We start from the raw sequence: 13126 nt of genomic DNA on the forward strand, positions 1-13126 counted from the left end.
CATATTGCCAGCACTAATGCCCGCCAAGCCTTGCGGCCAGCGCTGATGTGCACTGACTTCGGAAAACGCCCGGCTATGATTTTTTTGCCATAAGGCTGTACGTATAAATTAAGTGATTTGCAGCACCTCTGATGTACGTACAAATCGATCAAGCACTTTCAGTTTAATTCTGGCAGTTTTGGAGGCCCCGAGAATTCGGGGCGCATTTCAAGAGTGAGTCGCTACTATTCTGCAGCTTGTTGCTAGCGAGCCTATGTCGGTCGCGTCAGCACTTTCACCACATCATCGATCACAGCCTTACTCATAGCAGTCAGATAGTGTGCGGCCCACGCGTGGCGGTCGGTGTCTTTTGCGTAGGCCGCATCCTCGGCGAACGATTTGGCCAGGAACAGCAGGTCGGATGCCTGTGCCAATGCTTTGCTAATAGGCACGCCACCGCTGACATGGAACAGCGGTTCCTCCGGGCAATAGATACAAGGAGTCAAGCCGATGGTTTTTGCTTCTGGTTGTTCAGTCATTTGCCACCTCCATTGACGGAGATGCATTGAGGGCACGACTTGAAATCGCGTTGAGGGAAAAGCGGAATTTCGTACGGATTTGTATTGCGCATGGTCTAGCTCCTTGACGAGGAACTGCCACTTTTTCGTTACCAAGCGAATGGGTGGCAGCTGTGCGCAGGTTGGTAAACCGGGAGTCAAGGAATCCGGCACGCCCGAAGACGTCCCACGCACAGCCGCCATAACTCAAAATTGCGGGTGTAAAAAAACGCCTGCAATTCTCAATGGGGGCGCTGTTGCGCTTAACTCTCGGGTTACCAAGCCCGGTCGCTGAATTGGCAGCGACGGCGGAAGGGTATCGTGCAGGCTGATCTCCTGCAACCTCCGAGAGCCGTAAGGATTTTCTGCTGAATCGGTCGGAAGGAGATGACGTCGATGACTACGAGGAGGATGAGGAATAGGGTGGCGATCTCTGGGTGTGACAGTATGAGAAAACCGCTTCGGCGGTTTTGATCAATCCCCAGGAGCTCGCCCTGAGGCATATCACGAAGCTCTGAAAAATTTAGCCTATCGTCGATTGATACTCAAAATTTGAGGTTCCTTTCCTCATACTTCTCTCCTGATCGGTAGTACTCAATAAGACATACCCTACGCTGTCGGTCCAACTCAATGTAGACACCAAGAATGTAGCCGCAGACATGCTCGGGTAAAATGACGCCGTCGTAGCTCCACACATCGTCATAGCTGCTTTTGGTTAGGGCGCGAAGACGTTCTCTGTCGTTTTCCTTGTCTTCATCCCTAGCCTCTCGTTTCTTCACTTCGATAGCGATGAGATTATCCTGCGCAGTATTCTGACCTCGACTATGTAGAATCAGATCGCAGTTAATCGTGACGACCTTCGTCTCCCGGTCGAGAATGGTCTTGATCCTTCCGTTTTGCTTTCTGTTGTACTCTGTGTCGGCAAAGCAACCTTTGAGCCCATACGCATCAGCTACTCGTTGCATATATACAGCCATCCTTCCGCAGTTGTTGCGCTCATTGATGCCCTCTAGGACCTCTTGAGTCTCATGTGCAAAGAACTCGTCAAGTGTTTCCCCGAATACAGTGAGAAGTAAATCAAAGTCTGCGGCCATATGGGATCCTTAGGCATACGGTTCTAAGGGCGGAGTTAAACTGCTCCATGAAATAAACGGTGCCAGGGGGAACTTCAAGACTTGCCTAGGCCAGGCTGTAGGGCTATCCCCTCATAGCTACTAGGGGTGAGTATTGCCGACGGCGTTGCTTTGCCCGTGAAACTGGCTTGGAGCACCGGAAGGAACCCCTTTTACCTCCTCAATGATTAACTGACAGACATACATCTCTGGAGTTAATAAGATTTTATTAATTCCTAGGTTTATGATTTCCAGCGTAATGGAGCCACGAAATCCTGCGTGAATAGTTGGTGCTGTAAAGTGAACGAGAATTCCGCATCTTGCGAGGGAGCTTTTCCCTTCGACACGAGCGCTGTAGCAAATGCCAGATGAGTTTAGTAAGGGAAAGTCTACTACTTCCAAGGTTCTAGCTAATACCAGTTTATTAGGGGGGAGTGAGTAAGGCTGGCTTTGAGATATTTTAATGGATTTTCCATTCTTTGCGAGATGTTGTGCAATTCCTGGAGTTGTTAGGTCTAGCTGCAAGGGGGGAGGGACTTGATCCGGTTCGAACACTTCATCTCCGAGACGCAGGTCAATTGCACTGGTATTGAACGGAGGTTTGGTTGGATCTGTACCGGCAATACCTCCTATAGTAAATAAGCCAGCATTCATGCAATTTATTATTTCCATATTGCTAAGAATCATAGCGGCTCACTCCGATTGCAGCTCTATCCATCTTGATGCAGTCTGAAAGGTTTCCGTAGGTAAAAGAACTAAGTCCGTACCTCGCTGCAAATCGCTGCTAATATGAATCGCCCGCAGCATCGTTTTGCCTGCTCTCTCCATTAGAAGTGTTTTGTCCGCAAATAAACTGGCTTTGCTACCACTCGCGAGAGTTATTTCGACAACAGATTCGGAGGAAAACATTCCTTCTGACGTAGTGACAGTAATCCAGCGATCTTTGTAATTGGTATTCATTCGCTTTCTCCTCGTACACTCAACCCATCGTTCCTACAGCTATCGACATCTCATTAGTAGTCCAGATAACCAATTCTCGCCAGCATGTCCGTATTTCTTCTGTTCCTGAAACTGCGGTGTCCCGATGAAAATACTCTCCCGTCGACCGTTATCTGCTCTCCGACGATCTTGACTGGACAACAGAATGAGCAATCGCAGTTTTTTTTGTGCCGTTTTTCAGTAGCAGTGGTAGGCACAGGGGTATGAAAGATGGGAAAAAAGGTACCAGATCCTAAGATCTGAGGCTTCTTGCTTCTACGTATGGTGCCAAGCGTTCTGCGAACAGGAGGCTATGGGGGCTGATTTATATCGGGCTCATGGAGTGTGTTCGGTTAGGCATACACGTAGGGATATGCGACAAGGGTTGCTAAACCTGAAACGACAGGAGTCTCCAAACTTGCTTCCGTCGCTTACTACGCTGTGGCGTGGCAGCAGTGGCGTTCTGCTGCTATACAGCACAAGAGCATGTTCAGTGCCTCGTCAGACAAAAGGAGTTCACGATGAAGGTTCTTGCAGGGTTGGTCGGAGGTTTAATATTAGCCATTCTTGTTACGATGCTCGTAGTTATCGCAATCGCAGCATCGCCAAGTGTTAGCGGATTGAAAGGAGCCATTGCTTTCTTCGTAACATGGATCATTGCGGTAGCCATAGCTGTTTACGCCCCCACTCCTGGCAAGGCATGGCGTCGACTTCTAATCGCCTCAGGCATCGCCGCATTCATGCTCCCCTTGTCCGGTATCATTTTCACAGGTAGCCATATCGCCACCATTAGCGGCGCTCACTCGGGCGCGGTAGCGGCAGGAGCAGCCATCGGTGGCACCTTGGTGAGTGGCTTTCTAGGGTTTGTTGGCTTCTTCCTGGGAGTGATCTTCCTCATCATCGGCTTGTTAGTGGGGCGAGATAAGCAAATCGTATACATTCAGCCGCCACCAAATTCATAAACAAGCCCAATTGAAGGCCGCTCCTCCACGATTTTTTGTTTTGTACTGAGCCTCGAGCCTTCGGAGTGATAAGCGTCGGCGCGGCCAACTCCAGCCAGACGCCCTAAATGCAACACCCACAAAAAAGCCCCAGACCCTACGGCCTGAGGCTTTCTCGTTTCTATCTATGGTGCACCAGGCGGGATTCGAACCCACGACCCCTGCCTTCGGAGGGCAGTACTCTATCCAGCTGAGCTACTGGTGCAGCGGGCGCCATGATACTCATATGCATTGAAGGCGTCCATGCTGCTGAATCGCCTACGTTTATTACAAGCGTAACGCGCGCCTGCTACGTTGATCAGAAAAAATAGGCAAAAGCGTCGTTTTCGTTCTTTTTTTCGAACAGGCTATTGTCCTTTACCCCCTTTGATCCTAGGATTCGTTTGAGATTTCAAACGCTCTTGTCTGGGTGCTGAACCGCACGAGTCCAATCCGTGCGCTATTTATGTGCTTCAGCCCGGTGAATGATTTCCCTGACGGCAGCCTATCGAGGCGCCTTTCTACAATCATAATTTGCCCCGCATTCATTGCGGTGCTGTTAAGGAAAGCCGACATGCAGCTTAAAGACACCCAGTTGTTCCGCCAGCAAGCCTTCATCGATGGCGCGTGGGTTGATGCGGACAATGGTCAGACGATCAAGGTCAACAACCCGGCAACGGGCGAAATTCTGGGCACCGTGCCGAAAATGGGCGCTGCCGAAACCCGCCGTGCGATCGAAGCTGCTGACAAGGCGCTGCCGGCCTGGCGTGCACTGACCGCCAAAGAACGTGCGGGCAAACTGCGTCGCTGGTTCGAACTGATGATCGAGAACCAGGACGACCTGGCTCGTCTGATGACCATGGAACAAGGCAAGCCATTGGCCGAAGCCAAGGGCGAAATCGTTTACGCCGCTTCCTTCATCGAATGGTTCGCCGAAGAAGCCAAGCGTATCTACGGTGACGTGATTCCGGGCCACCAGCCAGACAAGCGCCTGATCGTGATCAAGCAGCCAATCGGCGTGACCGCTGCAATCACCCCATGGAACTTCCCGGCTGCAATGATCACCCGTAAAGCCGGCCCGGCCCTGGCCGCCGGTTGCACCATGGTGCTCAAGCCTGCTTCGCAAACCCCATACTCCGCTTTCGCCCTGGCCGAACTGGCCCAGCGTGCCGGCATTCCGGCTGGCGTGTTCAGCGTTGTTTCCGGCAGCGCCGGCGACATCGGTACCGAGCTGACCAGCAACCCGATCGTGCGCAAGCTGTCCTTCACCGGTTCGACCGAAATCGGTCGTCAACTGATGGCCGAATGCGCCAAGGACATCAAGAAAGTGTCCCTGGAACTGGGCGGCAACGCACCGTTCATCGTGTTCGACGACGCGGACCTGGATAAGGCCGTCGAAGGCGCGATCATTTCCAAATACCGCAACAACGGCCAGACCTGCGTCTGCGCCAACCGCCTGTACATCCAGGACGGTGTCTACGACGCATTCGCCGAGAAGCTGAAAGTGGCTGTGGCCAAGCTGAAGATCGGTAACGGTCTGGAAGCAGGCACTACCACTGGCCCGCTGATCGACGAAAAAGCCGTGGCCAAGGTGCAAGAACACATCGCCGATGCCTTGAGCAAAGGCGCGACCGTGCTGGCCGGTGGCAAGGCGATGGAAGGCAACTTCTTCGAGCCGACCATCCTGACCAACGTGCCGAACAACGCGGCCGTGGCCAAGGAAGAAACCTTCGGCCCACTGGCTCCACTGTTCCGCTTCAAAGACGAAGCCGACGTGATCGCGATGTCCAACGACACCGAGTTCGGCCTGGCCTCGTACTTCTATGCCCGCGACCTGGGCCGTGTGTTCCGTGTGGCTGAAGCCCTGGAATACGGCATGGTCGGCGTCAACACCGGGTTGATCTCCAACGAAGTCGCGCCGTTCGGCGGCATCAAGGCCTCGGGCCTGGGCCGTGAAGGCTCCAAGTACGGCATCGAAGACTACCTGGAAATCAAATACCTCTGCCTGGGCATCTAAGCCCGGAAAAAGGCATCGCTTCAAACGCAAAGGGCGCGAGAGCGCTGTCCCTTTGCGTGCTTCAAACGAAATTTTCTCGGTGGCCGGGAACGCTGTGGCAGTCGATCATCGCATGCTGCCGCTGTTGTTCCCCGCCGCTTAATCCTTGAACCACGCCGCCCGATGAGCGGTGAATGAGGAAAGTATGAGCAAGACTAACGCTGATTTGATGGCCCGCCGTACCGCTGCAGTTCCACGTGGTGTTGGCCAGATTCACCCGATCTTCGCCGATTCCGCGAAGAACGCTACCGTGACCGACGTTGAAGGTCGTGAGTTCATCGACTTCGCCGGCGGTATCGCCGTGCTGAATACCGGCCACGTGCACCCGAAAGTCATCGCCGCCGTGACCGAGCAGCTGAACAAGCTGACCCACACCTGCTTCCAGGTACTGGCCTACGAGCCGTACGTAGAAGTGTGCGAAAAAATCAACGCCAAGGTGCCAGGTGATTTCGCCAAGAAAACCCTGCTGGTGACCACCGGTTCCGAAGCCGTTGAAAACTCCATCAAGATCGCCCGTGCCGCTACTGGCCGTGCCGGCGTGATCGCCTTCACCGGCGCTTACCACGGTCGCACCATGATGACCCTGGGCCTGACCGGTAAAGTCGTGCCTTACTCGGCCGGCATGGGCCTGATGCCAGGCGGCATCTTCCGCGCGCTGTACCCGAACGAACTGCACGGAGTGAGCATCGACGATTCGATCGCCAGCATCGAACGCATCTTCAAAAACGACGCCGAGCCGAAAGACATCGCCGCGATCATCATCGAGCCGGTTCAGGGCGAAGGTGGTTTCTACGTCGCGCCTAAAGAGTTCATGAAGCGTCTGCGTGCCCTGTGCGACCAGCACGGCATCCTGCTGATCGCTGACGAAGTACAGACTGGCGCTGGCCGTACCGGTACTTTCTTCGCCATGGAACAGATGGGCGTTGCTGCCGACCTGACCACTTTCGCCAAATCCATCGCTGGCGGCTTCCCGCTGGCCGGTGTGTGCGGCAAGGCCGAATACATGGACGCCATCGCTCCAGGCGGCCTGGGCGGCACCTACGCCGGTAGCCCGATCGCTTGCGCCGCGGCCCTGGCCGTGATGGAAGTGTTCGAAGAAGAGCACCTGCTGGATCGCTGCAAGGCTGTTGGCGAGCGTCTGGTAACCGGCCTGAAGGCCATCCAGGCCAAGTACCCGGTGATCGGTGAAGTTCGTGCCCTGGGCGCGATGATCGCTGTCGAGCTGTTCGAAGGCGGCGACAGCCACAAGCCGAACCCGACCGCCGTGGCAGCCGTTGTGGCCAAGGCTCGCGACAAGGGCCTGATCCTGCTGTCCTGCGGCACCTACGGCAACGTTCTGCGCGTCCTGGTACCGCTGACCTCGCCGGACGAGCAACTGGACAAAGGCCTGGCGATCATCGAAGAGTGCTTCTCCGAGCTCTGATCACCCAGTGTGACCTGATCCACAAAAAGCCCGCTTCGGCGGGTTTTTTCATGCCTCCTGGAACACATCCCGCGCATTAGCACTGTATCGAATGGCCAGCATTGGCTAAGGTTCCTGCATTGCCAGGGAGAGCTGTATGACAACCGTCATTTTACCCGCGGTTCCAAGAGTCCTGATCGCCGAGGCCGACCCCTGGTCCCGCGATCTGCTCAAGGAAGTGTTGTTGAACGTACGCTGCGATGCGCGGCTGGATTTGTGCGCCGATGGCCAGCAAGCGCTGGAGTTGTTGGCGGCCAACCCCTATGACCTGGTGATCGCCGACTGGGAGCTGCCGGGCGTCGATGGTCTGAATGTCCTGCGCAGTATCCGTCAGCGCAAACGCAATCCGCCGATGCCGTTCATTCTGATGAGCAGTCGCAGCGACAGTGCCAGCGTGCGCGAGGCCTTGCCGTTGGCGCCGGCCGCGTACCTGACCAAACCCCTGAACATGGAAAGCCTGACCCATCGGTTGCAGGGGTTACTGTTGCACGCTGGCGAAGAAGTCTCGTGCGAGGTGCCATCGCTGGCGCCGGGCATGACGTTGTCGGTGTATCTGGAGCGTCGACGCGAATTGGTTGACGGCGCGCCGCTGATGACTGACGTGCAAGTGGCGGTCAAACGCAGCCTCAATCCCAATGGCCTCGATCTGACGGTGCTGGAAGACGAAATTCGCACCGATCCGCAGGTCACGGCCGTGCTGATCGCCGCTGCCAACAGCGCGGCCCAGCACCACGGCGTCGCGGTGCAAACCCTGTCCCAGGCGCTGCATCGCCTGGGCACCGGGCAGAGCATGAACCTGATCCTCGGGCTGGCGCTCAAGCGCAGTGCCCGGCTCAACGATCAGCAATTGGCCGACTATGCCGAGCGTTACTGGGATTTGTCCCTGCATACCGCCGAATACGCCCGGACGCTGGCGCGCTTGCTCGATCTGGATCAGGAGCGCTGCTATTGCGCCGGCATGTTGCATTGTCTCGGCGATCTGGCGTTGTTGCGTTGTTTGCAGGAATGGAAACAGGCCGGCGGCGAGCTGGACGAGTGGGAGGAGGTGGGTGAAGCGCTGGCGGAATATGGCGCGGCCTATGGTTCGGCGCTGCGCACACGCTGGCGTCTGCCACTGGAGTTACGAGAGCTGATTGCCGCGGCCTACCAGCTCGGTGGCGGGGTTTATTCCCGCGAAGCGCTGGTGATGAACATGGCGGCGCAGATGGCGCGCCTGAGCGAGCATGAGGGCATCGAGGCGCTGGCCAAGAGCCGGACGGCGAGGTTGCTCAAGATCGGCTTGCCGGAGCTGATGCGGCTGCGCAAGAAATGAGGCTCATGCACACCCTTTGTAGGAGCGAGCTTGCTCGCGATGGTCGTCAACGATAACGCTGGAAACCTGGCACCCCGCGGTGCCCTCGGGTTCTTCGCGAGCGAGCTCGCTCCTACAGGGAGGGAGGGGGCGTCAGGCCGTGACAATCCGGTTCTTGCCCTCGCGCTTGGCCTGATACATCGCCGCATCCGCCCGGGAAAACAGGTTCTCCACGTTTTCGTCCGCGGCGGTCAGGCTGGTCAGGCCCTGGCTGACGGTGATGCCGAACGTCCGGCCCTCATGGTTGAAACTCAATTGCTGAATCTGCCGTTGCAGGCGTTCAGCCACTTGCAGGGCCATCTGAGGCGTGCAGCCGGGAAACACCGCGGCGAACTCTTCACCGCCGATGCGTCCGAACAGGTCGCGACGGCGCAACGCTGCGCGGCCGCTTTCGGCAATGCGCTGCAACACGTTGTCGCCTTCCTGATGACCGTAGGTGTCATTGACCGTCTTGAAGTTATCAATGTCCAGCATCAGGAACGACAGCGGCTCGCCCTGCTGCCGGGCATGTGCGAACGCTCGGTGGGCACATTCGAAGAAATGACGGCGGTTGCTGCTCTGGGTCAGCGCATCGATGGTGGCCAGGCGATGCAGCTCGGTTTCCATTTGCTTCTTGTTGGTGATGTCTTCGGCGATGCCGACGATGATCACCGGTTGCCCCGGCTCGGCCTGGCGGTTGATGTAGCATTTGTCGCTTAGCCAGCGCACCTGGCCGTCGGCAGCGATGACTCGGTATTCGCGGTCTTCGACGGCGCCTTTGTCCAGCACTTCGGCAAGGCTGCGGTCGGCATGGTCCAGGTCGTCAGGGTGAATGCTGTCGCGCCATTGATTGCTGTCAGCCAGCAACAGATCGGCCGAACGGCCAAAGATCCGTTCATAGGCGGGGCTGACGTAAAGCACCTTGCGGGTTTCCCAATCGAGTGCCCATAGCACCGCGTTGACGCTCGCCAGCAAGGTGTTGAGCAGTTGTTCGCGTTCGCTCAGGCGTGCGACTTCGCCTTGGGCATGCATCAGCGCTATCAGGGGCTGAGCGGCCTCGGGCCAATGGGATGGAGATGAGTCTTGCAGGTTTTTTGGGGCCATCGACACAAATCTCAAAGGGCATGCCGCGTGTTCGATAGCGGCCAACACCAAGCCCGCCGGGAATGGCGAAGTGTCTTTGAGATAGGGCTTTTTAGATGAAGTTCCCGCCTTGTGTGGCGAGGGAGCTTGCTCCCGCCGGGCGGTACTGATGGCGCGATTTTGCGATCACGCCACATACCAATGTGGGAGCGGCACCGCCGCTCCCACAGGTTTTTTTCAGACGGCGGCAGGGCGCAAGGAGTAGGTCTTCAACTGATCGGCGAAGTCGCGCAGGGATTGAATCCCGCTGGCTTCGGCCTCGTGTACCCAATCCTTGATGGCCGCCAGCATGTCGTGGCCATTTGAGCTGGTCTTGACCCAGATCTGCTGCAGGGCCAGGCGTTTTTCGTAAATTACCTTCAGCGCCTGGCTGTGCTCGAGCATGTTCTGGATGCGTACATGGTGTTTGTCGTCCAGCAGGCTGGTCTCGCGCGAAAGCAGGCGTTTGGCCCGGTGGAACTGGTGACGTACCGAGTGATCGACCTTTTCCAGCTCTTGCTTGACCAGTGGGCCGATCACCAATTTGCGGTACTGGGCCATGATCTGGAAGCGGTTGTTGAGGATCGCCATGGCGGTGTCCATGTCCAGGTTGCCCTTGCCTTCGACGCGGTGGGCAATCGGCGCAACCCGCTGAACCTTGGCCAGGCGCAGGAAGCTGAAGACTTGAATCCACGCCCAGCCGAGGTCGAATTCCCACTTCTTCACCGACAGTTTTGCCGAGTTAGGGTAAGTGTGATGGTTGTTATGCAGTTCTTCGCCGCCAATCAGGATGCCCCACGGCACCAGGTTGGTCGCCGCATCGCGGCATTCGAAGTTGCGGTAGCCGATGGCATGGCCCAGGCCATTGACCACGCCGGCGGCCCACACCGGGATCCACATCATCTGGATGGCCCAGATGGTGATGCCGATGGTGCCGAACAGCAGCAGGTCGATAACGCCCATGATCGCCACACCCAGCAGCGGGAAGCGGCTGTAGAGGTTGCGCTCGATCCAGTCTTCGGGGCAGTTCTTGCCGTAGATGCGCAACGTCTCGGGGTTTTCCGCTTCGGCGCGGTACAACTCGGCGCCTTTGCGCAGCACCGTGGACAAACCCTTGATGACCGGGCTGTGCGGGTCATCGACGGTTTCGCATTTGGCGTGATGCTTGCGGTGGATGGCGGTCCACTCGCGGGTGTTCTGCGCCGTGGTCAGCCACAGCCAGAAACGGAAGAAATGCTTAAGGCCCCCATTCAGCTCCAGGGAGCGATGGGCCGAGTAACGATGCAGATAGACCGTGACGGCAATGATCGTGATGTGGGTCATCAGCAGGGTGACTGCTACCAGTGCCCAGGGCGACAAGCCAAGAAAACCTTCGTACCACATAGGCTATAGGGCCCTCGATGAAAGAAAAAACAGCCGATGCATTATCACTAAGCTCACACAGAAAACCAGTCGCCCTTTCAGATAAGAGTGGCGGGATGTGTCTTCAAACTATAATTCCAACCTTTTTGTAGGGACATGGATCGCCGGATGTCTGCCACCTATCGCGATGCCTTGCGTGCAGCGCTGCTCTATCTGTTGCTTTCTGTGGTTTGGCTGCAGATCAGTGGCTATTTATTGAACAGTTTATTCGATAGCTCTGCCGAGCGACTGCGATGGCAACTGATCAACGGTTACGTTTGGGTGCTGTTCAGCGCCGGGTTGATCGTCATTGCCCGGGCGCGGCTGCTGCGGTGCCTGGGGATCGGCGCCACCTTGCACGAGCGCAATACCCACCGCGAGCGTCTGCGCCAGGCGGCCGCGGTGTTCGACTGCACCCGCGAGGGGGTGCTGGTCACCGATCGGGAAGGCGTGATCGTCCATGTGAACCGGGCTTTTATGGAAATCACCGGATACGGCTGTGAGGACGTACTGGGGCAGCGGCCCAATGTGTTCAAGTCCGGGCGACATTCCCCTGAGTTTTATCAGGCGATGTTTGCCGCACTCGCCAGTGTCGGGGAGTGGAGTGGTGAAATCTGGAACCGGCGCAAAAGCGGCGAGATTTACCCGCAATGGCAAACGATCCGCCTGATCCACGACGACCGTGGCCAGCCGAGCCAGTATGTGGCGGTGTTTTCCGATATCAGTGCAATCAAGAACTCCGAACACGAGTTGATGCACCTTGCGCACCACGATCCGCTGACCGACCTGCCGAACCGCCTGCTGTTCACCGACCGCGCCGAACAGGCCCTGGCCTCGGCGCAGGTCCACAAGCGTGGCTGCGCGCTACTGATGATCGATCTCGATCACTTCAAGATGATCAACGACAGCCTCGGGCACACCATCGGCGATCAATTGCTCAAGGCGGTGGCCGAGCGCCTGGGCGCCATGTTCGGCCCGGGCATTACCCTGGCGCGTTTGGGTGGGGATGAGTTCGCCGTACTCGCCGAAAGCTGTCCGCAACTGGTTCAGGCTGCTGCGTTGGCCCAGCGGATTATCGACGGCCTCAAGGAGCCGTTCCTCATTGATGGGCACCAGCTGTTCATCAACACCAGCATCGGCATCAGCCTGTTCCCCAGCGATGCCTTGAGCGTCGAGCAGCTGTTGCGTAATGCCGACTCTGCGCTATTCAAGGCCAAGAGCACGGGGCGCAATGATTATGCTTTGTACACCGAAGAGCTGACGGCCCACGCCCAGCAACGGGTCGAGATCGCCTTCGAATTGCGCCGCGCCCTGGACCGGCAAGAGCTGCGGGTTTATTACCAGCCGGTTCACGACCTCAGGACCGGTCGCCTGATTGGCGTCGAGGCACTGGTGCGTTGGCAGCACCCGCAGCGGGGATTGGTGTCGCCAGCGGAATTCATCCCGGTGGCCGAGCGAACCGGTCTGATTGCTGAAATCGATGCCTGGGTCATGCAGCAGGCGTGCCGGCAGATGTGCCAGTGGCAGCAGGGTGGCGTAGTGCTGTCGTTCGTTGCGGTCAACGTATCTTCGCGCCTGTTCGCCCGTCGTGAGCTGTATCAGCAAGTGGCGCAGGTCCTGCGCGAAACCGGGCTGGAACCGGCGTGTCTGGAGCTGGAAGTGACCGAAAGCGCGGTGATGGAGGATCCGGAAGTCGCGCTTGAGCAAATGCATCGCCTGCGCGAGTTGGGTGTGCGTCTGGCCATCGACGACTTCGGCACGGGTTATTCATCGCTACTGCGGCTCAAGCGTCTGCCAGTGCAAAAGTTGAAAGTCGACCAGGGCTTCGTCGCTGGATTGCCGTGGGATGAGGATGATGCGGCGATCTCGCGGGTGATCATTGCGCTGGCTCAGAGCATGGGCATGCAGGTACATGCCGAGGGGATCGAGCAGGTCGAGCAGGCAGCTTTCCTTCTTGAGCAGGGATGTGATCTGGGGCAGGGCTATTGGTTCGGGCGGCCGGTGCCGGCGGAGCAGCTCGACTGGGCGCATGCGCCGGTAATCGTGTAGGAGCGAGCTCGCTCGCGATGAGTGTTAACGATGACAAGAGCTGCCTGAATGAACGCGGTGTCCCTGCCACCATCGCGAGCAAGCTCGCTCCTACAGGGGG

11 protein-coding genes and 1 tRNA gene are annotated in these 13126 nt (G+C 57.3%); 5 read left to right on the forward strand and 7 right to left on the reverse strand.

Annotated features, from left to right (window positions below):
* Nucleotides 1-251: 251 nt before the first annotated feature.
* The 4 genes from ACCD00_RS20120 to ACCD00_RS20135 all read right to left on the reverse strand — a co-directional run bounded on the left by ACCD00_RS20120 (nt 252) and on the right by ACCD00_RS20135 (nt 2608).
* Complete coding sequence (locus ACCD00_RS20120) at nt 252-518, reverse strand: DUF3077 domain-containing protein (RefSeq protein WP_413427189.1); 267 nt, start codon at nt 516-518, stop codon at nt 252-254.
* A 563-nt stretch (nt 519-1081) separates the two neighbouring features.
* A complete protein-coding gene (locus ACCD00_RS20125; RefSeq protein WP_413427191.1) occupies nt 1082-1630 on the reverse strand; it encodes a hypothetical protein in 549 nt (182 codons plus the stop codon).
* A 120-nt stretch (nt 1631-1750) separates the two neighbouring features.
* On the reverse strand, nt 1751-2335 hold the full coding sequence (locus ACCD00_RS20130) for a dCTP deaminase domain-containing protein (protein ID WP_413427193.1): 585 nt from the start codon (nt 2333-2335) through the stop codon (nt 1751-1753).
* A gap of 6 nt (nt 2336-2341) precedes the next feature.
* Nucleotides 2342-2608 carry a hypothetical protein gene (locus ACCD00_RS20135; protein WP_413427195.1) on the reverse strand — a complete coding sequence of 89 codons (267 nt, stop codon included), beginning with the start codon at nt 2606-2608 and terminating at the stop codon, nt 2342-2344.
* Nucleotides 2609-3147: 539 nt separating this feature from the next.
* Between ACCD00_RS20135 and ACCD00_RS20140 the strand changes: the two genes are divergently transcribed.
* Nucleotides 3148-3588, forward strand: a complete 441-nt coding sequence (locus ACCD00_RS20140) for a hypothetical protein (protein WP_413427197.1) — start codon at nt 3148-3150, stop codon at nt 3586-3588.
* Between the two features lie 167 nt (nt 3589-3755).
* Here ACCD00_RS20140 and ACCD00_RS20145 read toward each other — a convergent pair.
* Nucleotides 3756-3832, reverse strand: a tRNA-Arg gene (locus tag ACCD00_RS20145).
* Between the two features lie 348 nt (nt 3833-4180).
* On the opposite strand from ACCD00_RS20145, the gene gabD reads away from it, so the two are divergent.
* From gabD to ACCD00_RS20160, 3 genes are all read left to right on the forward strand, one after another.
* A complete protein-coding gene (gabD, locus tag ACCD00_RS20150; RefSeq protein WP_413427199.1) occupies nt 4181-5623 on the forward strand; it encodes an NADP-dependent succinate-semialdehyde dehydrogenase in 1443 nt (480 codons plus the stop codon).
* Between the two features lie 184 nt (nt 5624-5807).
* Nucleotides 5808-7085, forward strand: a complete 1278-nt coding sequence (gabT, locus tag ACCD00_RS20155) for a 4-aminobutyrate--2-oxoglutarate transaminase (protein WP_008019119.1) — start codon at nt 5808-5810, stop codon at nt 7083-7085.
* 136 nt (nt 7086-7221) lie between these two features.
* On the forward strand, nt 7222-8436 hold the full coding sequence (locus ACCD00_RS20160; RefSeq protein WP_413427201.1) for an HDOD domain-containing protein: 1215 nt from the start codon (nt 7222-7224) through the stop codon (nt 8434-8436).
* Between the two features lie 132 nt (nt 8437-8568).
* Here the strand turns inward: ACCD00_RS20160 and ACCD00_RS20165 are convergent, their stop codons facing one another.
* Nucleotides 8569-9558, reverse strand: a complete 990-nt coding sequence (locus ACCD00_RS20165) for a GGDEF domain-containing protein (RefSeq protein WP_413427203.1) — start codon at nt 9556-9558, stop codon at nt 8569-8571.
* Between the two features lie 216 nt (nt 9559-9774).
* Nucleotides 9775-10959 (reverse strand): delta-9 fatty acid desaturase DesA, encoded by a 1185-nt coding sequence (gene desA / locus ACCD00_RS20170; RefSeq protein WP_008019116.1) that lies wholly within the window; start codon nt 10957-10959, stop codon nt 9775-9777.
* 147 nt (nt 10960-11106) lie between these two features.
* On the opposite strand from desA, the gene dibA reads away from it, so the two are divergent.
* Nucleotides 11107-13026 carry a phosphodiesterase DibA gene (gene dibA / locus ACCD00_RS20175; RefSeq protein ID WP_413427205.1) on the forward strand — a complete coding sequence of 640 codons (1920 nt, stop codon included), beginning with the start codon at nt 11107-11109 and terminating at the stop codon, nt 13024-13026.
* The last annotated feature ends 100 nt before the right edge of the window (nt 13027-13126 follow it).

This window comes from Pseudomonas sp. Pseusp3 (assembly GCF_047304225.1).
GTDB classification, from domain to species: domain Bacteria; phylum Pseudomonadota; class Gammaproteobacteria; order Pseudomonadales; family Pseudomonadaceae; genus Aquipseudomonas; species Aquipseudomonas fluorescens_CD.